General features: G+C 42.0%; 22 protein-coding genes. 9 read left to right on the top strand and 13 right to left on the bottom strand.

The genetic code is table 11. The annotated features are described in order from the left end of the window. Positions 1-19: 19 nt before the first annotated feature. Complete coding sequence (locus ACXAER_RS00560; protein WP_474825601.1) at positions 20-553, top strand: hypothetical protein; 534 nt, start codon at positions 20-22, stop codon at positions 551-553. A gap of 138 nt (positions 554-691) precedes the next feature. Here the strand turns inward: ACXAER_RS00560 and ACXAER_RS00555 are convergent, their stop codons facing one another. Continuing rightward, on the bottom strand, positions 692-1,486 hold the full coding sequence (locus ACXAER_RS00555; protein WP_474825599.1) for a helix-turn-helix domain-containing protein: 795 nt from the start codon (positions 1,484-1,486) through the stop codon (positions 692-694). 99 nt (positions 1,487-1,585) lie between these two features. Here ACXAER_RS00555 and ACXAER_RS00550 point away from each other — a divergent pair, with 99 nt between their 5' ends. Then, a complete protein-coding gene (locus ACXAER_RS00550) occupies positions 1,586-1,960 on the top strand; it encodes a DUF3224 domain-containing protein (protein ID WP_306723902.1) in 375 nt (124 codons plus the stop codon). A 241-nt stretch (positions 1,961-2,201) separates the two neighbouring features. Here the strand turns inward: ACXAER_RS00550 and ACXAER_RS00545 are convergent, their stop codons facing one another. From ACXAER_RS00545 to ACXAER_RS00535, 3 genes are all read right to left on the bottom strand, one after another. Then, positions 2,202-2,450 carry an EF-hand domain-containing protein gene (locus ACXAER_RS00545; RefSeq protein WP_474825596.1) on the bottom strand — a complete coding sequence of 83 codons (249 nt, stop codon included), beginning with the start codon at positions 2,448-2,450 and terminating at the stop codon, positions 2,202-2,204. A gap of 52 nt (positions 2,451-2,502) precedes the next feature. Next, complete coding sequence (trhO, locus tag ACXAER_RS00540; RefSeq protein ID WP_474825594.1) at positions 2,503-3,498, bottom strand: oxygen-dependent tRNA uridine(34) hydroxylase TrhO; 996 nt, start codon at positions 3,496-3,498, stop codon at positions 2,503-2,505. Positions 3,499-3,576: 78 nt separating this feature from the next. Further along, the gene (locus tag ACXAER_RS00535; RefSeq protein WP_474825592.1) at positions 3,577-4,149 is read right to left on the bottom strand and encodes a VC2046/SO_2500 family protein; all 573 of its coding nucleotides are present in this window, start codon (positions 4,147-4,149) and stop codon (positions 3,577-3,579) included. 121 nt (positions 4,150-4,270) lie between these two features. Between ACXAER_RS00535 and ACXAER_RS00530 the strand changes: the two genes are divergently transcribed. The 3 genes from ACXAER_RS00530 (at position 4,271) to ACXAER_RS00520 (ending at position 8,261) form a co-directional block, all read left to right on the top strand. Next, on the top strand, positions 4,271-5,911 hold the full coding sequence (locus ACXAER_RS00530; RefSeq protein WP_474825588.1) for a response regulator: 1,641 nt from the start codon (positions 4,271-4,273) through the stop codon (positions 5,909-5,911). A 250-nt stretch (positions 5,912-6,161) separates the two neighbouring features. Next, positions 6,162-7,403 (top strand): putative DNA modification/repair radical SAM protein, encoded by a 1,242-nt coding sequence (locus ACXAER_RS00525; protein WP_474825586.1) that lies wholly within the window; start codon positions 6,162-6,164, stop codon positions 7,401-7,403. A gap of 51 nt (positions 7,404-7,454) precedes the next feature. Beyond that, a complete protein-coding gene (locus tag ACXAER_RS00520) occupies positions 7,455-8,261 on the top strand; it encodes a TIGR03915 family putative DNA repair protein (RefSeq protein WP_474825583.1) in 807 nt (268 codons plus the stop codon). A 97-nt stretch (positions 8,262-8,358) separates the two neighbouring features. Here the strand turns inward: ACXAER_RS00520 and ACXAER_RS00515 are convergent, their stop codons facing one another. Further along, positions 8,359-8,895 (bottom strand): hypothetical protein, encoded by a 537-nt coding sequence (locus ACXAER_RS00515; RefSeq protein ID WP_474825579.1) that lies wholly within the window; start codon positions 8,893-8,895, stop codon positions 8,359-8,361. A 48-nt stretch (positions 8,896-8,943) separates the two neighbouring features. Then, positions 8,944-9,786 carry a DUF6279 family lipoprotein gene (locus tag ACXAER_RS00510; protein WP_474825577.1) on the bottom strand — a complete coding sequence of 281 codons (843 nt, stop codon included), beginning with the start codon at positions 9,784-9,786 and terminating at the stop codon, positions 8,944-8,946. Between the two features lie 213 nt (positions 9,787-9,999). Between ACXAER_RS00510 and ACXAER_RS00505 the strand changes: the two genes are divergently transcribed. Further along, entirely contained in the window at positions 10,000-11,004 is a 1,005-nt protein-coding gene (locus tag ACXAER_RS00505; RefSeq protein ID WP_474825573.1) for an ATP-dependent 6-phosphofructokinase, read from the top strand. A 135-nt stretch (positions 11,005-11,139) separates the two neighbouring features. Here ACXAER_RS00505 and ACXAER_RS00500 read toward each other — a convergent pair whose 3' ends face one another. From ACXAER_RS00500 to ACXAER_RS00485, 4 genes are all read right to left on the bottom strand, one after another. Next, a complete protein-coding gene (locus ACXAER_RS00500) occupies positions 11,140-11,967 on the bottom strand; it encodes a LytR/AlgR family response regulator transcription factor (protein ID WP_179983431.1) in 828 nt (275 codons plus the stop codon). Position 11,968: 1 nt separating this feature from the next. Next, positions 11,969-13,042: a sensor histidine kinase gene (locus tag ACXAER_RS00495; protein ID WP_474825569.1), complete on the bottom strand. Its 1,074-nt coding sequence runs from the start codon at positions 13,040-13,042 to the stop codon at positions 11,969-11,971. A 140-nt stretch (positions 13,043-13,182) separates the two neighbouring features. Beyond that, complete coding sequence (locus tag ACXAER_RS00490) at positions 13,183-13,644, bottom strand: Mpo1 family 2-hydroxy fatty acid dioxygenase (RefSeq protein WP_474825565.1); 462 nt, start codon at positions 13,642-13,644, stop codon at positions 13,183-13,185. A gap of 64 nt (positions 13,645-13,708) precedes the next feature. Continuing rightward, positions 13,709-14,392, bottom strand: a complete 684-nt coding sequence (locus tag ACXAER_RS00485; RefSeq protein WP_474825562.1) for a PilZ domain-containing protein — start codon at positions 14,390-14,392, stop codon at positions 13,709-13,711. A 189-nt stretch (positions 14,393-14,581) separates the two neighbouring features. On the opposite strand from ACXAER_RS00485, the gene ACXAER_RS00480 reads away from it, so the two are divergent. Next, positions 14,582-16,414 carry a M61 family metallopeptidase gene (locus ACXAER_RS00480; protein WP_474825559.1) on the top strand — a complete coding sequence of 611 codons (1,833 nt, stop codon included), beginning with the start codon at positions 14,582-14,584 and terminating at the stop codon, positions 16,412-16,414. Positions 16,415-16,538: 124 nt separating this feature from the next. Here ACXAER_RS00480 and ACXAER_RS00475 read toward each other — a convergent pair whose 3' ends face one another. The 3 genes from ACXAER_RS00475 to yejK form a co-directional block, all read right to left on the bottom strand. Then, positions 16,539-17,402 (bottom strand): M23 family metallopeptidase, encoded by an 864-nt coding sequence (locus tag ACXAER_RS00475; protein ID WP_474830475.1) that lies wholly within the window; start codon positions 17,400-17,402, stop codon positions 16,539-16,541. Between the two features lie 139 nt (positions 17,403-17,541). Continuing rightward, complete coding sequence (locus ACXAER_RS00470) at positions 17,542-18,417, bottom strand: 6-carboxytetrahydropterin synthase (protein WP_474825555.1); 876 nt, start codon at positions 18,415-18,417, stop codon at positions 17,542-17,544. A gap of 66 nt (positions 18,418-18,483) precedes the next feature. Then, a complete protein-coding gene (gene yejK, locus ACXAER_RS00465) occupies positions 18,484-19,590 on the bottom strand; it encodes a nucleoid-associated protein YejK (protein WP_474825552.1) in 1,107 nt (368 codons plus the stop codon). 160 nt (positions 19,591-19,750) lie between these two features. On the opposite strand from yejK, the gene ACXAER_RS00460 reads away from it, so the two are divergent. Together ACXAER_RS00460 and ACXAER_RS00455 are read left to right on the top strand one after the other, a co-directional pair. Then, positions 19,751-19,969: a YejL family protein gene (locus ACXAER_RS00460; protein WP_179983423.1), complete on the top strand. Its 219-nt coding sequence runs from the start codon at positions 19,751-19,753 to the stop codon at positions 19,967-19,969. Between the two features lie 8 nt (positions 19,970-19,977). Then, a complete protein-coding gene (locus ACXAER_RS00455; RefSeq protein ID WP_474825548.1) occupies positions 19,978-21,504 on the top strand; it encodes a DUF3413 domain-containing protein in 1,527 nt (508 codons plus the stop codon). The last annotated feature ends 86 nt before the right edge of the window (positions 21,505-21,590 follow it).

Below are 21,590 nucleotides of genomic sequence, written 5' to 3'. Positions count from 1 at the left end.
TAAAACGGACTTTATAGACATGAAAGCATTAAAACTCTTCTCAATATTACTCATTGCTGTACTCATTGTTTCCGTACTTTTTTATGAAAAAATAATTGCGAGTGTCTTATTGCCTCAATACATCGAATGGGCGCATGAAACTGATCAGAAAGGGCTTGAAATAGGTAAACCGCTAAATGAACAAGAGTTGGCGCTAGCAGCAGAAATAGGCATTAAATACCCTGAAAAAGTTAGAGTCGTCTATGTGGATGAAGTGCCATTCCCTTATGAAAACTTTGCTTTGAAAGTATTTGGTGAAGCAGTTGGGCTTGTCGGCGAAGGTATCATTAACAACGCACAAGTCTTTGGTTATTCAATTTACGCGCGTAAAGACTTTGTACTTAACAGGCCAAAATTAGCCCATGAGATGGTTCACGTGTTACAAATTGAAAGAGCTAGCTTAGACGAAGTTGTTACCCAACATTTCTTCGATATGGCTGAGTACGGCTACGACCAAGCACCACTGGAAGTCGAGGCAGCAAAAGCTAATAAGGTATACAGTGCTGACTGGTAGCCTTTACTGGGTAGCTTACATAGCTTAGTCATAGACTTGAAGCTCCGTTATAGATAAGTTGCGGACGAACAGATTATTGACTAGCTACTTCTGCTTTGTGCCAAAAGCGGATATTGACCTTAATAGGATATAAAAAATTCACTTTAGTTTGTTGTATCTGTTTGGAGTTATTCCTAAAACTTCTTTAAAGTCTCGAATAAGGTGAGATTGATCAGCATATTCCAATCGGGTAACAATATCTAAGATACTAACGGTGTTGGATTCGAGTTCATCTAAAACCCTGCTAAGCCTGTACTTACGTATAAGCCATTTAGGGCTGAGGCCTACATATTCTGAGAAATATCGCTGAACCGATCGTGAAGAAATGTTTGCATAGTTAGCTACTTGCTTAACCGTACAAATATTTTCGTTATTTTTGACCAAAGAGACCATATTTTGAGTGATCTTTTTTGGTCTAGTAATAGATTGAACAAAAGGAACAAGACTATCATGAAGATAGTTAATAACCTCTGCATCGTTTTCATGTTCATATAAAGAGATTAAATTAGTTGCGAAGTCCAAGCCAAATATATCTTTGGCAAGTACCTCTCTGTTAACATATTCTTCAATCGGCAGAGGTAAAAGTTCCTTTAAGGCCCCTGTTTCAAATTTCACACCTATTATTCGCCCTTTCCCCTCCATTTTATAAGAGTATATTTTGCTTACAGGCCCTAATAACTTAACTCCATCATTGCTGATAATTAAGTGAAAATTTGGATCTGGTAAGTTTTGTTGAGTATGAGTTCTTTGTTCCTCTAAATTCCAATCAACAAACCAAAATTGTTCAATAAAACCATTAAATAGAACACTTGGAAAATATCTACGTAAGTGATAGTTCTCTTCACTAACCTGACGGTGTAACACCCCTTTTATTTCTTCATTATTTATTTTCAAATGTGATCAATCTTTTGTTTATTGTCGCGTTTTTACTATATCAATCAACTAATAGCGTAGTAACATTTTTGTTGTTAGGTTGATTAAAAGGAAAAAACTATGGAGTTAAAAGGTACATTTCTAATTACAAAGTGGCAAGAGACCGTTGAACAACAATTTGAAAAGGGTCAGAAATTTAGCACTGCATTAGTACAACAAGCTTACTCAGGCGATATTAATGGTAATAGCGAAGTAAGATATAAACTTTACTACAGTGAAAATGGTGATGCTCTATTCAATGGATTTGAAACCATTACGTGTGATAAAAACGATGAACAAGTTGTACTCACATTAAAGCATGATGGAAAATTTGAGAGTGGAATTGCATCAAGCAAATTTACAATAGTTGATAGTAGCCATGAATGTAGCCTAATAGGTAAAAGTGGCAGCTTCAGCTCCATAGAAGGAGGGAAAGCTATCTACCAAATTTCATAAACTTTTACAAAGCGGACAATACTATTACGTCCGCTTCACGCTCAAAGCAGCCATCCAAAAACTAAGACATATCAACCTAATTTTTGCCCCCCCATACCAGCGCAAAACTTAAACATAAAAAAACGGGTGCTTTACACAGCACCCGTTTTAACGATTTCTTTTTGCGTAGCTATAAGCTTTTTAGACACACTCAATAGAGCATACACAAAACCTAGCGATGGTATGGTTTACTAAGTAAAACTTAGTACTCCCACCATCCTTCTTGCCACCACGCTAAAAACTCTTCAAAGTCGATGTAGCCATCGTCGTTGCTATCGATAAGCTTAAAGCCCTCTTGTACGTGGCTAGCTTTAGTCTTTGGTGAAATTACGGTTAGAAGCTCGATGAACTCTGGCAAATCGATTTGGCCATTGCCATCACGATCGAAAAAGCTGAAGTCCTTTCTAATTTCTTCAATTTTAGATTCTGAAAGTTGAGTGCTCACTCGCATTCCTTATTTCAACTGCAATAAACACGAGTGTAACGCCCTTCTTTCTGACTGTCTACGCCTGATTTTCTTTTGCTTTAAGTGCGCGTAAACGTTGAGCTTCTGCTTTTTCCTTACGCTTTTGTTCCATAGTCAAACGCGCTTCGGTACCTACGTGCTCTTGTTGTCGCTCTTTCGCTAGCTGAACTTGCTTTTCACGTTCTCTAAAGCGGGCAATTTGATCGTCGGTATGTGTGCCATGGCAATGAGGGCAGCTTACGCCAGGCTCATATTTATCGCTTTGTTTGTCTTCTTCGGTAATAGGAAGTCGACACGCGTAGCACTGTTCGTAATGACTCTTTTCAAGGTCGTGGTTTACCGCAACGCGATTATCAAATACAAAGCAGTCGCCTTCCCACATAGACTCTTCCTTTGGCACATCTTCAAGATACTGTAAAATTCCGCCTTCTAGGTGATAAACCTCTTCAAACCCCTGCTCTTTCAAATAGGCTGTCGACTTTTCACAGCGAATGCCGCCGGTACAGAACATGGCAACTTTTTTATTTTTTGACGGGTCGAGTTCTTTTTCTACGTATTCTGGGAATTCGCGGAACGTGTCGGTTTTAGGGTCGATGGCGTTCTTGAAAGTGCCAATTTCTATTTCGTAACCGTTTCGGGTGTCAATTACGGTTACATCTGGGTCGCTTATTAGTGCATTCCAGTCTTTAGGCTTAACGTATGTACCCACAGTTTGGCGAGGGTCGATACCTTCAACGCCCATGGTCACGATTTCTTTTTTAAGTTTTACCTTAGTGCGATAGAACGGCTGTTCGTCGTGAAGTGATTCTTTGTAAGAGATAGGATTGATACGTTCATCACTATTCAGATAAGCGAGCAATGCGTCGATACCTTCTCGGGTACCTGAAACAGTACCGTTAATGCCTTCGTGAGCGAGTAGAAGCGTACCTTTAATACCATTTGCTTCCATAGTTTCTAGAAGCGGCTGGCGGATTTCTTTAAAGTTTTCAAGCGCAACAAATTTATACATTGCGCATACAATATATTTAGACATATTTTAACCTTTGCTGATTGGAGCGTAAGACCAGTGCAAAAATGCGGCGCGGAATATACCAAAACTGAGCGTTAAAAACTAGGCGATATTTTCAAATGAAGAAAAGTCTGGCGTTGTAGCTTGGTGCTTATCTTGCCCATATTTCCCGTCATCATCGTCGCCTTGTGAAGAGATAATATCGTAAAGTAACGTATTATCTTCTTTTATGGCTTTGGCATGTTGCCGTTTTAATCGCTTCTGCGTTGCTAGACTGCAGTTGTTTACAACATCATCCGGAATGCGTTTTGCGTCATCAGTTTGAGCTAACGGCGCTGGCTTCATACTCAGATAAAGGCGTGCACTTTCATAGTCAATAGCGACTAAATTTGAGTGCACTTGCATGTCTGTCCACTCAATTTCACTGACGGACAACGACGGACGCCTGTAGTGATTTAATGCGGCAAGCTGCGCTTCTTTATTTTTTGAAGTGTTAGAGTCTGACGTGGCCGATTCAATTTCGAACGGTTCAGCTACGCTATGCTGCTGCATAGCAAGGTATAACGAAAATAATGCCCCCTGCGATGACGCACGAGCAAGTACACCACTTCGCTCCCAGTAAATACTGGGGTCTAGTGTTGTTTGTTCACTTGCTGAGGCAAAATCTGGTGACATTCGTACACAGTGCTGTTTATGTATACGTATGTTGTCGGCAAGATAATGTTTTTCTTAAGCTTATTTTCTAAAGTTAGATATACTTTCAAATAATGATAGAGCGTTTATTCACGGATTCGAAATGCAATTTAGCAACAAACAAGTATTGATTGTTGAGGACCAACGTCCTTTCCTTCTTCTTTTGAAAGGACTAATGCATTCTATGGGGGCGTCTGATGTTGTCACTAAGCCTTCGGCTGAACAGGCAGTATCGCTGTGTAAAAAACATAAATTTGATATTGTCATCTGTGACTTACATTTGGGGGCTGATACTAAAAATGGCTATGAACTGATAGAAGAGTTGCGCACGCGAAGGCTTATTAACCCCACCTCAGTATTTATTCTTATCAGTGCTGATAGTGCTCGACCGGTAGTGCTTGGCAGTATTGAACGTCGGCCAGACGATTTTCTAATAAAGCCCTTCTCACAAGTACAATTAAAATCTCGTATTGTTCGTGCATGGCAAAAACGACAATTTCTTCAACAAGCGTTCAACCTAATAGAGCAAGGTGAATACAATAGCGCCATAGATCACATTGAGACACTGTTAGAAAACCCTCAGCACTACAAAGGACACTGCGAACAACTGCTAGTTGAACTCTATTGGCGCATCTCTCAACCTCAAAAAGCTTTAGATGTACTAAAAGAGTATATTGAAGGTAGACCTGTACTATGGGCACAGGTAGCGATAGGTAGAACCTATTTGCTGTTAAATGAATACGAAAAAGCGATATCCATTGCTAAGAAAACGTTAAAACGCAACCGATTCAATGCTGATGCTCATGATATTCTTGCGCAAGCGCACCATGCCTTGGAAGCTGGTGAAAAGGCCCTAGATTCAATTAAAGAGGCTATTAAACTATCGCCCTTCTCTTTACCTCGCCACTTTAAGGCTTGTGAAATTGGCCGGGAAAATAACGATTTAGTGCTAGCGGCCAACTCTAGCCAAGCAATTTGGAACCTATCAAAACGCACTGTGCATAAAGCAAGCTTACATTGGTGCACAATGATTCGCAGCTTACTTGATGTTGCTGAGTCATCTGATGACAAAAGCCAGCGCAATAAGTATCAGCAAGAAGCGTTACTCACATTGCAGCGAGGAAAATTCGATGAGCACCTGTATAAAATCGACAGGGATTTCGACGTAGATATTTTTGGCAATATTGTAAATGCAAGGATAAGCGCGATTGATGGGAAGCTTATTGACGCGAAGCGTCATCTTGACCAGTCGCAAACGCAACTTGATGATAAATACTCAGAGGTACCCACTGTATTTATTCCAGATAGCATAAACGTTATGTACAAACTCGGTGAATTTGACGACGCGTTAGCGCTCAACGCCATTCTTAGCGCTAGAAATGATGAACTCGACCAGAACAGTTCAAAGATGCTGGAGGTCCAGGCACTCAGCGCGCAAAAAAGCCTTGCGAGCTATCAGCAGTTTAATCGTGAGGGTATTCAACACTATCAGCAGCAAGACTATGAACGCGCCAAAGCCTCATTTGCTCTCGCTCAAGGTTTTGCACCGGTAAATACAGGCGTAGCGCTCAACTTGCTGCAATGTCTACTTCAAATAGCTATTCAAGAAGATAAGGCCGAAGTAAAGTTAATAAACGAGTGTAAACGACTGTTTAAGCTAATTGATGACATGCCACTAAAAGCGGCCTACAAAGAAAAATACGATAACATTCGAGATGAACTATCTAAATTTATAGGATTTTAGCTTTAGCTTATTTTAATCGGTTAACAGCGAGATAGTCTTCGCCGTCACTCACCGGCGTCAATCCTGATTTGGGACAATCCCGCCAACATTAAATCTTCACCTTCAATTACCACGCGCAATTGTACTGTATATTTATACATGCTATAACACTTTCACTCTCAGCCTAGTTTACAAAACACGTTTAGTCGTGTTTCTAAAAGAATTACTAGGCTGTTTGACTGTAATTACTTATAGGAAAGTTAAATCTGCGATGTATGACAGACTGATACAAAAACTTGAAATTCTTTCCGATGCGGCCAAGTACGACGCGTCTTGTGCGAGTGGTTCAGCAGGTAAACGACAAGCTGGAAAAACCGAAAAGACCGGTATAGGTTCGCTTACTGGTGGCTCGGGAATATGCCATAGCTTCACACCTGATGGAAGGTGTGTTTCGCTGCTTAAGATCCTTATGACAAACTACTGTATTTATGATTGTCATTATTGCATTAATAGGGTTTCAAGCAATGTTCAACGGGCGCGTTTTACGGTCAAAGAAACGGTAGATTTAACCCTGAATTTTTATAAGCGCAATTACATTGAGGGTTTGTTTTTAAGCTCTGGAATCGTGGGTTCGCCCGATATCACTATGGAAAGCATGGTACGTATTGCAAAGTCGCTACGTCTTGATCACGGATTTAAGGGATATATCCACCTTAAAACTATCCCGAATGCGTCGCCAGAATTACAAGCAGAAGCAGGTCTTTATGCTGACAGACTTAGTATTAATGTGGAAATGCCTACACAGTCTTCGCTAAACAAATATGCACCAGAGAAAGATCTTGGCGATATTCACGGTTCGATGAATACGTTAAAAGAAAAAATCGCTGAACATAAAGTAGACAAAACATATTCGGGCAAACGCCCTCCCCGTTTTGCACCTGGAGGGCAGTCTACCCAAATGATTATAGGTGCTGATGGGTCAAACGATAAAACCATTTTAGATACAAGCGTTAAGCTCTATAGCGATCAAAAACTTCGTCGGGTGTATTACTCAGCATTTTCCCCTATTCCTGATGCTTCCGAAGTTTTACCGCTAAAACCTGCGCCATTGATACGAGAACACCGCCTGTATCAAGCGGATTGGCTTTTACGCTTTTACGGTTTTGGCCTAGATGAAATCTTGCAAGACGACATGTTAGATATGGACTACGACCCGAAGCTTTCATGGGCATTACGTAACCGTCACCTATTTCCTATTGATTTAAACAAAGCTGATAAACAAATGCTGCTACGCGTTCCCGGCCTTGGTGCGCGAACGGTACAAAAGATTTTATCCATAAGGCGTAATACAAAGCTCAACTGGATTGACCTTACTAAAATGCGGCTACCTCTTAAAAAGTTGAAGCCCTTTATCAGCGTGGGAGATTACTTCCCTGATATCCATTTACTCGACAGTAATAATTTCGAGCTTCAGTTTAAACAGCCTAAACAGTTTGAGTTGTTTAGCGCTTAAGTATGTTGACAACAAAAATAAGTTCAGCCGCAGTCTTAAAGGTTGTTTTATATGAAGACCATTACCATTACCTCAGTACCTGGCTTTGATGAATGGCGGGAAGCCTCGCGAGAATGCATTGCTGAGCGTATCTCCCCTGAACATATTATTTGGCAGAGCGCTCATTCAGTACAAGACGATCTGTTCGGTAGTGGTGCTGAGCCCTACGAAAGCAAAATGCCGCGAAAAAAGCCGCGAAGCAACCTTAGTATTCCTAAACCTACACTAATGCTTTTAAAGTACGCCCTGTGCCATAACGATGATAATCGATTTGCGCTTTGTTACCGGGTGTTGTGGCGTGTCGTTTATGAAAATAAGCAACTCATTCAAATGAAAACTGACGACGATGTTGTACAGCTTTTCGCTATGGCGAAAGCGGTAAAACGTGATGCTTATAAAATGAGTGCCTTCCTAAGGTTCAGAGAAATAGACGTAGAGGGGCAAGAGCATTTTGTTGCATGGTATGAACCCGAGCATTTCAGTTTAGAGATAAAGCTTAACTTCTTCCAAACCCGGTTTAAGAACATGCGGTGGTCTATATTAACGCCCTATCGTGCAGCTCATTGGGATACCGAAACCCTAGTACTAGAAGATAATCCCAATTCAAGCGTTGTACCCGATGATGATCGCATTGAAAAATACTGGCTGACCTATTACGCCAATATATTTAATCCTGCACGCATCAAAACAGGTGCGATGTTAAATCAAATGCCTAAGAAGTACTGGAAAAACATGCCTGAAACGACACTAATAGACGATATGATCAAACAATCAGATGCACGCACCGGGAAAATGATCAGTGATTGTAGGACTAACTAGGATTTGGCACATAAGTTTACAATGTTTGATTAATCTACTATGTAAACGAAAAGCAGCAGGCTCTTGGATGATATGCTTTTAACAACTCGACGCATAATTATTCATCAAGGCCCATTTTCTTCCTTACTTCTTTAGCCCATTGCGGCCGAGTCTGCTCGTAAATCCAAATGCTAGCTGGTAGTTTAATATTACGGTTAGCTCGTTTTAATGCATCGAACAGCGCTTGTTTGTCGATATTATAATTTTGGTACATGAGTTCGTGTACCGATCCATTTTTGAGGCGTAAAAGGTTTCGTTGAATACGATTGGTGGCACTTTGTACCTGTAAGATTTCATCGATGTCGTCGATGCGCAATGCTAAATCATTTTCCCCAAACAAAGGATCGCAATAGTAAAATTCATGGGCTGACACCTTGATTTCAATCTTTTTATTAATCGACCACAAGTAGATTGAAATACCAAGTAAAATCAGTTCAATCACTACAACTACACTAAAAACCACGCGATCAGACTCTTCATCGAGTAAGTAAGCTCTTCCCCACCAATACATGATAGCTAGCAAACATGCATTGATGAATACAATTAGGCTAAACCGTCGAGTCTCGCGCACAAAATGGTAATAATATTGCATCATTGGTCCCTGTTCTTTTTATAACCCTTCCATACAATGGATGTGTTGTTTTCAGCCTTGAAAACTTTCTACAGTATCAATCAGGTCGTCTACATTTTCGATAAGGGTCTCTCGCTGCTTGTCAGTTAGCGTAGAAAAAAGCTCGGATATCAACGTAGCACTTACGGTCATATTATGGGCGCTACGTTGCTTATAAATATCGCTTTTATAGCGATCTGGGTTTTGCATTAGGTCAACCAGTTCCGTCTCGAAATTATCGTTAAATTTACGAGTTACAAATAGCTTTCGTGCCGCATTTTGTATTGCTCTGCGATAGGTAAGCCACTCCACCCCTGTGGAAATGAATTGCGTAGAGTACGTGGCCACTATTTGCTTTTGTTCGCTAGTTAGCTTTCCTATGCGTTCACTTATAGTCTCCTCTATGCGCTCAATACGATCTTCTAACCGCTCTTCTTCAGACTTTTCTAGCGACTCTTTGCGCTCCTCTTCTTCCTCTTTGTTATCTTTCTCAAGCGCGGCAAAAAGCGTAACGACTTGCTCGTCATCGAGCGTTTTTGCTATTTCAGCTAATTCAGGGCTAACTTCATCACGCACTCTTTCCCAATGCGTTCTTGCGTTTGCGAGATGTTCAAAGACAGTATCTGAATCTAAGCGCCCTTCTTTAATTTGACGTTTAATATCGGTGAGTTGAGCCTGGTAACGTTTAAGCTCAGAGGTTTTGTGCCAGCGAAGCCAGTTTTGAAGATAGTCATCAAATTTTTCTTCTTGTGCATCTTTAAGCTCAATATAGTCGTCCATGTACCAGTAAACCCACCAATCCAAATTGTTGTAGGCTAATTTGGAGCTACATGAAGCAAGAAACGCCACAGAAATAAATACTAACAGTACACGCATAACTTATCCTTTTTTGTTAACTACGTTATTTGCTGTAAATTCGCTTACTTATAAATTCAATTGAAAAGCAGACGTAAATAGTCAAGCGCTCAAGACTCGTTCTGCACTCTTCCTTTCAGTTATTTAAATTCTCTACGAAACACATGTTCACTTTACGTCTTGATACCTTAACGTTACCTTAATTGTTATGCTGGTAAAAAGAAGGATTTTAATGTGTCAAAACGTGTCGCAATTTTAACCTCTGGTGGCGATGCACCAGGTATGAATGCATGTATACGTGCTGCAATTATTGCGTGCCAGAAAGCGAACTATACTTTGCTTGGCTATAAGCATGGATACAATGGACTGTTGCAACAAGAGTATATTCCCCTTTCACTAGACTCTACTCACAACTTGATTCAACAAGGCGGAACCATTTTGCACAGCGCAAGGTGTAAAGAGCTTAAAAGCCAAGAAGGAATTAAAAAAGCTGCTAACAACTTAATGAAGGCAGAAGTTGACTCGCTTATTGTGATTGGTGGCGACGGGTCATTTCGTGGTGCAGCGGAATTAGGGAAAGAATGGGACGGCCAAATTTTAGGAATTCCCGGCACGATAGATAACGACATTAACGGCACAGAAGCAACCATCGGCTATTTTACCGCTATAGACACTGCGATGAGCTCTATCGATAAAGTTCGAGATACTGCAGATGCATTTGAGCGTATATTTCTTATAGAAGTCATGGGCAGGAACGCGGGCTTTTTAGCATTGAATGCTGCACTCTCTTCTGCAGCCGACTACGTGGTTGTACCGGAATTTTTTGAATCTGCTGAAAAAGAAATAGAGAAACTTGTTGCCCAAATAAAAGCCCAGCGCGCGTTAAAAGGGCCAGTTAGTTTCATCGTCGTCGTTGCTGAAAACGTATGGCCAAATGGCTTAGCTGGCCTTACTGAGGCATTACAGAGCCATGATATCAGTGACGTCAGGCCGGTAACCTTAGGCCATGTTCAGCGTGGTGGCTCGCCTGTTGCCCAAGACAGGTTGCTTGCAACGACGCTTGGAGAATTCGCAATAAGTCTAGTCGGCAGTTACATTACTAACATTATGGTGGGTGAAGTAAATCAACGCCCTGTTACTGTGCCCCTTAATAAAACGTGGGAAAATACCAAACCTCTAAACCAGGCCCGTGTTGACGCTATGCGTACGCTTATGAATGAGCGATACAGCAGCAACTGAATTGACGGTTAGAGGCTATAATTAGAAAACAAGAAGCTTATACCAATCCGCATAGTTAGTTCCTGAAAACCACAAACAAAAAAGGCGTTGTCTATTTCTAAACAACGCCTTAAACATTTTACTACTTGAGCTAAGTTACATTTTCATAGCCGCTTTGACTTTATCACGATGACTGCGGCTTACCTTAAGCTCCGTATCGTTTTGGAGTATTAAGTGGTACTCGCCACTGATGTGACTGACTAGCTTTTTAACAAAACGAATATTAGCTATGGCGGAACGGTGCACGCGAACGAAAAATTGCGGGTTTAGTTCTTGCTCAAGCTCTTTCATGGTTTTACGCATTATGTGCATGCCATCAAGTGCGTGTACGCACATATAATCCCCTGCCGCATCAATCCATTGAATGTCTTGTACATTTACACGGGTTACTTCTGAACCATCCTTAATTGCTAAAACATCAGGGTAAGGGTTCGTCTCAACCGGCTCTCCGCTAGCTAATTTACGTAGAATTTCCTCGCAATCATCACCGGTTAGTTCAGCCACTAGGCTCACCAACTTTTGAGACTGCTCATCTTGATGTTGTGTTGAGAAGTATTCACGAACCTTATCTAACGCGGCGCCAAGACGCTCATCGTCCGCAGGCTTTAACAGATAGTCTAGCGCGTGTATGTCAAAAGCTTTGATCGCATAGTTGTCGTAGGCAGTTACGAAAACAATCATTGGAATTGGCTGCTTTAATTCACGAAGTTTGTGAATAACTTGAAAGCCATTTAAACCCGGCATTTGAATGTCTAAAAACACTAAGTCTGGACGATGCTGAGAAATACTGCTCACAGCTTCAAGACCGTTCTGACATTCTGCAAGAACCTGTACATCATCATGACGTTCCAACCTAGCACGAAGGCCTCTGCGCGCTAAAGGTTCGTCGTCCACTACAATGGTTTTAATCACTTGCTTTGTCATGTTATACGTCCTTAACTTCATACGGTATGCGAATTCTAACCCGCACACCGGAAGGCTGATTGTGTTCTATAGAGAATGCAAAATTACGATGATAAAGGGATTGCAAACGCTCTTTTATATTGGCTAAGCCCACACCATTTTCACGGCTAAGGTTTCCATCTTTGATATCTGCACCTGGGCCGTTATCAGCCACGTCCATCAATAAATCATTACCAAACGTACGTGCCGTTATGGAAATACGACCACCATTTTCCATCTTAGATATGGCATGCTTTATTGAATTTTCAATAATTGGCTGCAAGATCATACTAGGTACAAGCGCACTTTCGCAGCCTTCATCAATATCCCACTGTACATCCAACCTATCATCAAAACGCACTTTTTCTATTTCAAGATAAAGTCTTAACGCCTTTATCTCTTGACCTAACGGGACGCGTTTTATCGGGTCATTATCTAGCGAGTAGCGCAAGAAATCACTTAAGCGCGAGACCATAGCCTCCGCCGTATCATTTTCTTTCAAAAGGATAAGGGTAGAGATAGCATTCAGCGTATTAAAAAGAAAATGCGGGTTAAGCTGATAGCGAAGCATTTTGATGTGAGCCTGGTGGGCCATGGTGCTGGCTTTAAGCGCATTTTGCTTTTCTTTTTGCAGCATCTGAAAGTTTTTGATGCCGAAGTACACACCACTCCAGCAGCCGACCATTATCAATGAGTTAATGGTGTTGGTGAAATACATATACCATTCGTCTGGGCGATACCCGTGTTTATATATTTCCCAGTAGTTAATGTTTTTCACTACTGCCCACAATAACGCTATTAGATAACACGACACTATCACTATTATGATCATGTTTAGCGGCGATTGTTTCCTTGCCCAACGATAAACGTAGCGCAGTGGAATAGTTAACAACCACCCTGCATAGGCATTAAGCATGATTATGAAAACCCAAATGGGCCTTACATCATGAAGAAACGAACCGATGTAATAAATTATCGCAAACCCTGCCCAGCCTGCGCTGTGCAACGTCCAAAATAAACGCTCATTACTTTCTATTACACGCTGAAAGCGACTCACAATATTACCAAGTTAAAAACTAATATGAAGATTATACGCCAGCGCTGCTGGGACCCAAGCAGCTTGGTCGTACACCTTATGCTTCTGGTCGCAGGGCAAATGTTTGAAATTAAGCATTTTTCAAGAGAACATCGCTTATATTAGTAGCTTATATTCATTCTCTTAAGCCAGTGAACCCACCACCAGGCGGGGCCAACTAACAGAAAACGTAGATCTTCGAAGAACGATGGTTTTTTGCCTTCTATATGGTGCCCAATAAACTGCAATACCCACATGACGACAAACAAGACTAAGGAGAATAACCATACTGAGATATTAAAGTGCTCTAACGTATTAACGGCGCCAAAGCATAATATGGTGAGCAGTGTCATTGCTGCACCTATTGGCCCAGACAACATGAAGTAATAATAAAGCACGGGTACTGCAATAATGTGTGCCCAGGTTATATCAAACTGGGAGATAAAATCCGGTACCGGCAAGCTCCACAGCAAGCCAATAGAAACGAAGTAAATACTTGGTACGGCGATAGCGTGAATGATAACGTTCGTTTTGTTTTGATGACTTTCGCCATACTGCATTAAAAGCCGCTCAATGCTTCTCATACCTGCCCCTTTGCCTGTTTTAAATAATTATCTAAACCGCCCCAAAAACATCTTTAACAAACAATTAGGTTAACAATGTATGTCGGGACAACAGCGTTTTTATCAGTTTTTCATCACAGGTAAAGGCGAGCCCATAATAAACCATATCGCTTTCATGCTTATGGTTTTTAACCCTTGCTGTAAGAGCTACTTCTTTACCGTCTAACGAATAGTTTAGCCGAACTTCGGCTTCATCAAGCATTACAGGCCAATTTGGCTTAACCTGAAGTGCAACTTTGCATCCTTTCTCACTTAAATCAATGATTATACCTGTCACATTTTCATCGTCTGGATACACTTCAGACTCCAATGTTACAGATACACCCAATTGCGCGCGCTTTACGGCGCGAAGCCCTATACTTTCGATGCGTTTAGGAAATGTTGTTATAAGTAAACCTGAAGGCTTAGCGAGCAACTTTAACACTTTTACTTTAAAGGCAATAACTTGGCCAGTATCGCCTTCGAGTACTGAACGAACGACAACCTCGTTACCTACAGTGAGTGCATCGCGAACGGTTATCCACTTTGCCGAGGTGGGGATATGAAAAAGCAAGCACTCATCTGTAAGCATGCCAATATAGTCCGTTCTTACACGCTTAGGGGCAGCAGGCATCGCAATTTGTAAGTCGACGATATCGCCAGGTACTAGCGTTCGCAACGATTCCAAATTATCTTCGCTCAGTAAGTCGCTTTGTATTTTGTCAGCCATTTGTATTTGTTATTGCTGGAGTTAATGTAAGTTCGTCCAATTTACGCATCAATTCAAAACTTATCAACACTATGATGGAAAACCGATTTCTATAAACGTAAAAATCTATAGGGTGGTTTCCAATCTATTGGGATTAACCTAATAGGTTGATATAGTTAAGGTATCGTTTTTTTACCCTATTGGACGTCTATGCCTTCTGCTCTTCACTATACGTTAACTATTTCAAATTGGCGTGCACACCAATTTACTGTTGCGCTACACATTCCTGAACATAACGATTCATCGCTAACACTTACTCTTCCAAGCTGGATCCCAGGAAGCTACATGGTTCGCGACTTTGCGAAAAGCATAGTTAGGTTAAGTGCTACGTCAAGTGCCAGCCACATAGAGAATGCTAGCGGCGAAATGACCAATCGTATTCCCGTAACTAAGCTCGATAAACAATCGTGGCGTGTTGAAACTGATGGGAAGCCATGCACAGTAAACTACATTGTATATGCCAATGACTTGTCAATTCGCTCTGCCTTCATGAACGATCAGTACGCATTTATAAATGGTACGAGTGCGTTTTTACGCGTTTCCGGTTTTGAGCAATTAGCCTGCGAACTAGACATTGAACTCGATGATAGTGACCCATCTACCGCAAATTGGAAGGCTTACACCTCTATGCCAATTCGCAGCGAAAGTGCGAGTTCGAAGCGCTGGCATTATGCCGAAAAGAATTACGATGAACTCATCGATCACCCTATTTACGTTGGTATTGCAGACACCCACAGCTTCGACGTAGACGGTATTACTTTTACGTTGCTTTTCTCTGGAAACAACAATATCGATTACCCGCGCATAGCTAGAGACCTCACACCTATTTGCAAGCATCACTTGGATTTGTTTGGTGCTCCACAACCCATAAATAATTATCTGTTTATGACTTTGCTTGCCGATAACGGCTTTGGTGGTTTAGAGCATAAGCACTCAACCGCCCTTCTTTATCCGCGTTTTGATTTGCCACAGATAGGTGAAGGTGAAAACAAAACCGACAGCTATATAACCTTCTTAAGCTTGTGTAGTCATGAATTCTTTCATACATGGCATGTGAAGCGCATAAAACCCGAGGTGATGGTTAAACCTGATTTATCTCAGGAAACCTACACCAATCAGCTTTGGATTTATGAAGGCTTTACAAGCTTTTACGATGACGTAACCCTAGCAAGAGCTGGTGTTATTGAGCCTGAAAAATACCTAGATATTGTGGCTCAAAATATCAGTCGACTGTTACAAAACGCTGGGCGTTTTAAACAAAGTGCAGCTGAAAGTAGCTTTGACGCTTGGACAAAGTTTTACAAGCAGGATGCGAGCGCTACCAACAACATCGTCAGTTATTACACTAAGGGCGGCATTATTGCCCTTGGTCTAGATTTGCTGCTTCGCGAAAGATCAAACAACCAAGTAACCTTAGACAACGTAATGCAACTGCTGTGGAAGCACTATGGTATTGACGAGTGTGGCACACCCGATAACGTGATCCAGTCGCTGTGCGATACCCATTTTGGCATTGATGTTTCAGACTATTTAGACCGAGTTGTTTATAGCACAGACGATGTAGAATTGGCGTCACTGGTTTCTGGTATGGGCGTTAGTTTCAAAACACGTACACGTGTGTCAGCCGAAGATAAAGGCGGTTCTTCGCAGCAGCCTTCAATCAAAAACCAGCTTGGCGCCACGTTAAAAGCCGCAACGTTTGGACTTTCGGTAGTTCAGGCATTTGAAGGTCTTGCCGCGATGAAGGCAGGTATTCTTCTTAACGATGTGATAATTGCTCTAGACGGCCATATTGTTAATGCTCAAAAGCTACAACGCTTATTGGATAACGCGCAGACATCGACGGTAGACATAACGCTTATCCGTGATGGGCGACTTTTAACCCTGCCTCTTGAAGTCACTCGGGCTAGACAGGAAATGGCGTACTTTGAAATTACCGATGAAGAGAAACTTAATCAGTGGTTAGGTAAATCCAATAAGTGATTAGGTAAATAAGGCAACGCATAATTACTTAAAAGATCACTAAAAAAATACTAGAAAGGCGCCTTCGGGTTCTACTTGAAAGCGCCTTTCCTATGTTGCTTTAACCACTAAAATTTATTTGCTTTTATTGTTCGGGAGAACCAGAGATTATTGTCTGCGGATCTAGTCGAGTTTTCCCTAAGTTAATACGCCAGTCCAAGTGCGGGCCGGTGGAGCGCCCAGTTGAGCCAATCGTACCGATTTGTTCACCTTGCTTAACGGTATCACCCACCTCAACTGTAAAACTATCCATATGTAAAAACGTTGAAAAAACACGCATACCGTGGTCTAGGATCAATGTGTTACCTGAATAATAGAGATCATCTGCCATGGTAACCACACCGTCTACGGGCGCATATACAGGAGTGCCTGTTTTGTTAGCGATATCAACGCCGTAATGGGGCCATTTTGGCACACCATTTAATATGCGTTGGCTGCCGTATACGCCCGATATTCTACCTTTAGCTGGCCACTCAAAACGGGTGAACAAAGCGTCTAAATCGCTATTTCCGCTGCGCGCATTGGCAACGTTGACGTTATCTCGTTTTATCCGTGCAGTTACCTCAGCAGGCGGCGTAACCATTTTCTGCTCTAAACCATCAATGCGCTGAATATTGTATTCGCGCTTTTCAAGGGTAATGTCGCGCTTCCACGTTTTACCATTTTCTAGCGTTACCACTAAACGTTGGTGAAGGGGGGCCTCTCTTTCAAAGCCCACTACAAACTTACCGTCCTTGTTTGTCTGAACAGGCTCGCTATTAAGCGTGACCGTGGCCCCTAGTGGTGCCTGACCACGTAACAAGGCACCTTGGGTAAATTTTCCATTTAGCGAAACCTCAATCTGGTCTTGCCCTTCGACTGAGTCAGACGATATTTCAATGCCTTCATTCGTTGCAGTTGCCGCAGTCGCAACAGGGCTTGTGATAGGGCTTGAGATAATTACACCCATTGCAAAAATACACGTTAATGCACTTGGTACCCTATTACCCAACGCTTTTTTTATCACGCTGATTATGGGGTTAGTTAACGCGTCTTTAGTATGTGTGGAAGCCATATTATGCCCTATCCTTTGCTGCTTTATGCTAACGCTAACCTTTAACCGTAGCGCCTTTACCCACGCCCTCATAGGCAATTACTTGGCAAACGCCGTCAGGTGTGCGCTTCTTTTGTTCATCAAGAAGGTACTGCGCTAAACACTCAACCGTCGAATCGGTCTCGATGACTTCACAGTCTGATTTAGGAATAAGTAGTTCAAAATAGCCCTGTGATGATTCATAAGCAAAACAGTAGTAGTCTTCAGCATTTGATACTTCACCTTTAAGCTTTCTGTCGCTATAGGCTATTTCATCTTCACGGGTTGCAATATAAATGTCCGCCCAACGGTCTGCCCAATATTGCTGACTTTCCGTGCTCACTTTACCGTCAAGTATAATATCAATGCGAGAACGGTGCCCGTGAGCTATGCGCTGACAGTTACCATCGTGCTTCTTAAGTCCATGAGTGTAGTGATAGAACGGTGAGTTGATAATTTCTTCACGTAGATGCAGCGTTATGTTTTCAACGTTTTCAGGTAGGTGTGTTGCCAACACTTCCTTTAGGTAAACCCCAACAGACTCCATGTTTATTTCATCTGAATAAACAAACGCATACGCTTCAGCCGGGCAATGTAGCATGATGCTACGCCCATCAGTGCAGGTAAAACGGGTCTCTACCTGTTCAGTAACGTCATCGTGAATAACTTCTGAACCGCTATATTCCGCGGGTACTAAAAGCTTATGATCGACATATTCGTCAATAAGACGCTTTAGGTTTTTTTTCACGTGACCGAAGTCTTGGACCATGCTCTCTTCATTAAGCTCACCGTCCAAAATCACATCGACAATCCAGCTTTCACCCACCATGCCGCGCTTCGGGCAAAGGTAAGAGAAGTCCATCACTGTCAAATCATTTACAAATAATTGCATAACACCCTTGAATCGAGTTGATATTCTGTTAACTAGTATACGTTTTTTAGCTTCGCTTCGCAGCGACTAGTCCATTGAAGATTGGCGATTAAGCTGATCTTTTAAATTTGGTGGAATTCCACGAATAGTTAGTGTGTCCGTAGCCGGGTCGTAAAACACCCTGTCGCCCATTAGCTTACGTTCAAAACTTAGCGATATGCCGCCACCCTGCCCGGTAAACTTCGCAAGCTGTTTCAACGCTGCTGGGTCGGGCTGAATCTCTTTTTCAAGCGGAGCTTCCATAGACTGAGTAAAGGCAGAAAAGTTACTGCTAGTCTCTTCGTTTTGAGGAAGTCGATTTGCCAGTTCATCCACCGACAGACTTTCACCGGCATCAATCTTTTCTTTGAAGTACGACTTAACTTCTTCTCTGTGTTGATGCTGCTCTTGCGGATCTAAAGACTCACTAGCTAGGTACGCATCCACCGTAGAAATTAACTGCTTATTCTGTTGCTTAACATCAACTAACTCTTCACAGCCCACAAACTGCATGAAGAAATCGGATACCTTGCGACCCATTCTACCTTTTATGAAGCTAACGTAACGCTGCTGCTCTGGCTGAATATCCCACTGTGTTAAATCAAAACGCACGGCCAGCTGCATTTTAGCTAAATCTAAATGTTCACGGGCAGACAGGTCTAATGAATTAGTCACCTCAACATGTGAACGAGTATTCAGTAGCGCTATCATTAAATACTGTGTGGCTAGGTATTCATACTGGCAGAATATAAGAAAGCCAGTTTCTACCGTACCTGTATCAGCTAAAGTACGTACTAAGCGGTTTGTCGCCGATACAGAAAACCCGTGAAACGCGTCTTCTACGTTGTCGCCCGCTGCTTTTTGAATATCCATGTACTGTCTAAGACCTTCAGCGAACTCAGCCACATTCTCGGTGCTTTTTTGTGTGGTTGCTTCGCCTTCTTCGTTTTCCACTTTTGCTTCGCGGGTAACCTCAGTGACAAAATGCCCCACGCCTTTTCCGGGTTTAGCATTGAAGCTATGGTTTATTTGATGGGCTAAAAGCTCAATTTCCGGCGTTACTGCCAAGCAGTTATCACGGGGAATTGCTTCAATTTTCTCTTCTTTGTTTACAATCAAGCGATGTACAACAAAGTGATGAATCAGTGCACTCATAGAGTATCTGGTGTCCTGTTGCTTAAAAAGTGTCAGAAATATTCAAAGAATTGCGGGATTTTAGAATGAATGATTGTACTCACTCAAACAACGATTATAATCATTTTACGTTTAAAACCATTCTTTTTATCAAAGATAATCATAAAAAAGAGGCGTAGCAATGCCCCAACAGAGCCGCTATAGCAACGACGAATTCGAAACGCTAATGAATAACGTTATTCTAACCCTAGAAGAAGGCGGTGCAAACCGCGATCTTTCACTTATGGTGTTAGGCAACGTCATTACACATATTTTAAATACTCAGGTTGCTCCTGAAAATCGCGAAGCCATGGCAGCACAGTTTGCCGATGTACTTAAGAAAAGCGTAACAAAAAGCTAAGGGATTGCATGATACTTGCCGAATCACCTCGTCGCCAGCGCGTTACTAAACTGGTAAATTGGGGGCACTGGTTTGCCCTGGCGAATATTATCATCGCCATTGTTATTGCCTCGATTTTTGTTTTCTCATCACCTATGCCAGGCACAGGTGTCGGCACCGTGTACCTTTTAGCCAATTGGTTTGGCCATATTGGGTTTATGACCTTTTTTGGCTTTGTCATTTTTGTTCTCCCACTTTGTTATTTGGTTAATAACCCGAGAGTGATAAAAGCTAGCGCATCCATTATTGCTGCGGTGGGCTTAGCACTTTTAGCGTTTGATGCTTTATTGTTCAACCGCACAGGGTTTCATATTAGCTTTCATGCTGCAGACTTACTGCGCAGCGAAGCACAATCTACAATGGCTATAGAGAGTTGGCAGCAGTGGGCCTTTTTGTTCCTTCTGTTCATTGTTTGGCTTGGTTTTCAGCTAGTTTTAGCTAATGCGATATGGAAGCGTGTTGAGCGCTTCACGCGCTATAAAGTGGGCATACCTGTTACAACATTTTTCGTGAGCTGTTTTGTAACCAGCCACGCTATTCATGTGTGGGCTGATGCCAAGCTTTATCAACCTATTATTGCCCAAGACAACATGTTTCCGCTTTCCTACCCTGCGACAGCTAAAACCACCATGTCGCGCTACGGTTTGCTTGACTTAGCGGCCTATGAAGAGCGAAAGCGGCTGCAATTTAACCCTGACATTCACAATATCACTTATCCTGCTGAACCAGTTTATTGTTCTATTGAAACCAATAGAAATCTTACCGTAGTCGTTCAAGTAGATAATGATAACGCTGTTGACTTAAATGGTATTGAAGGTGTGTCGTTAAATACCGTTGCCAATTATTATTCAACGGCCAGCAGTGTTGAAGGTCTTATGACGGCAACCTTATTTGGTGTACCGGAAATTTATCAGGATGCCTTGTCTCAAAAGCGGCCTGTACTATTGGCCTTGCCTCTAGGTTCGGGTATGCCGGTATCGATACATAGCGATGTCGCACTCCCCCTTCCTCAATTGTCTGGCTACGTACAGCCTTTAAGCAATAATCACGAAGGGCTGCACATTACGTTTATGAAAGGTTCGGATATCAAAGGCTACGTTGAAAATACGATTGATAGAAAACATGACGTACTAATAGCGACAGGCTTTGGCAGCGAAAACGGTAAGGCTACGCTTTACAGCACGCTAGATATCAAAGGTAAATTAGCGAGCACTGAAGATTTGGCTCCAACTATATTAAATGCCTTGGGTTGTAACGCACCGTCAACTTTCTATTCAACTGGGCAAAACTTATTGGCACCATCGCGCCCTTGGTTAGTAAGTACATCAGGCGAGCGAATCGTAGTATTTCATGGAAATAAACGGACAGACGTTCTAAGTAACGGTAGCTATGAAATCAGTGATTTATCTTCCGGCAAACGCAGTAAAGATGCCTTAAATATCGATTTACTCAGTCAGGCTATAAAGCATTTATCCCGCTTTTCTACACAAAACTAGTCAAAACTAGCGCTTCTTTGTCGCAGCGATAGGCCAATCTGTCGCTGCAACCCATTTTACTTTTTTCTATTAGTAATAAAGACTTA

The sequence above is a fragment of the Alteromonas sp. AWJ4_199 genome (assembly GCF_056159165.1).
This window is presented reverse-complemented; position numbering and strand designations above follow the sequence as displayed.

Coding starts and splice junctions, on each gene's coding strand:
- ACXAER_RS00525 (WP_474825586.1), top strand. CDS start 6,162: ATGTATGACAGACTGATACAAAAACTTGAAATTCTTTCCGATGCGGCC.
- ACXAER_RS00550 (WP_306723902.1), top strand. CDS start 1,586: ATGGAGTTAAAAGGTACATTTCTAATTACAAAGTGGCAAGAGACCGTT.
- trhO (WP_474825594.1), bottom strand. CDS start 3,498: ATGTCTAAATATATTGTATGCGCAATGTATAAATTTGTTGCGCTTGAA.
- ACXAER_RS00530 (WP_474825588.1), top strand. CDS start 4,271: ATGCAATTTAGCAACAAACAAGTATTGATTGTTGAGGACCAACGTCCT.
- ACXAER_RS00480 (WP_474825559.1), top strand. CDS start 14,582: ATGCCTTCTGCTCTTCACTATACGTTAACTATTTCAAATTGGCGTGCA.
- ACXAER_RS00490 (WP_474825565.1), bottom strand. CDS start 13,644: ATGAGAAGCATTGAGCGGCTTTTAATGCAGTATGGCGAAAGTCATCAA.
- ACXAER_RS00485 (WP_474825562.1), bottom strand. CDS start 14,392: ATGGCTGACAAAATACAAAGCGACTTACTGAGCGAAGATAATTTGGAA.
- ACXAER_RS00460 (WP_179983423.1), top strand. CDS start 19,751: ATGCCCCAACAGAGCCGCTATAGCAACGACGAATTCGAAACGCTAATG.
- ACXAER_RS00455 (WP_474825548.1), top strand. CDS start 19,978: ATGATACTTGCCGAATCACCTCGTCGCCAGCGCGTTACTAAACTGGTA.
- ACXAER_RS00560 (WP_474825601.1), top strand. CDS start 20: ATGAAAGCATTAAAACTCTTCTCAATATTACTCATTGCTGTACTCATT.
- ACXAER_RS00475 (WP_474830475.1), bottom strand. CDS start 17,402: ATGGGTGTAATTATCTCAAGCCCTATCACAAGCCCTGTTGCGACTGCG.
- ACXAER_RS00470 (WP_474825555.1), bottom strand. CDS start 18,417: ATGCAATTATTTGTAAATGATTTGACAGTGATGGACTTCTCTTACCTT.
- yejK (WP_474825552.1), bottom strand. CDS start 19,590: ATGAGTGCACTGATTCATCACTTTGTTGTACATCGCTTGATTGTAAAC.
- ACXAER_RS00500 (WP_179983431.1), bottom strand. CDS start 11,967: ATGACAAAGCAAGTGATTAAAACCATTGTAGTGGACGACGAACCTTTA.
- ACXAER_RS00510 (WP_474825577.1), bottom strand. CDS start 9,786: ATGCGTGTACTGTTAGTATTTATTTCTGTGGCGTTTCTTGCTTCATGT.
- ACXAER_RS00515 (WP_474825579.1), bottom strand. CDS start 8,895: ATGATGCAATATTATTACCATTTTGTGCGCGAGACTCGACGGTTTAGC.
- ACXAER_RS00535 (WP_474825592.1), bottom strand. CDS start 4,149: ATGTCACCAGATTTTGCCTCAGCAAGTGAACAAACAACACTAGACCCC.
- ACXAER_RS00520 (WP_474825583.1), top strand. CDS start 7,455: ATGAAGACCATTACCATTACCTCAGTACCTGGCTTTGATGAATGGCGG.
- ACXAER_RS00545 (WP_474825596.1), bottom strand. CDS start 2,450: ATGCGAGTGAGCACTCAACTTTCAGAATCTAAAATTGAAGAAATTAGA.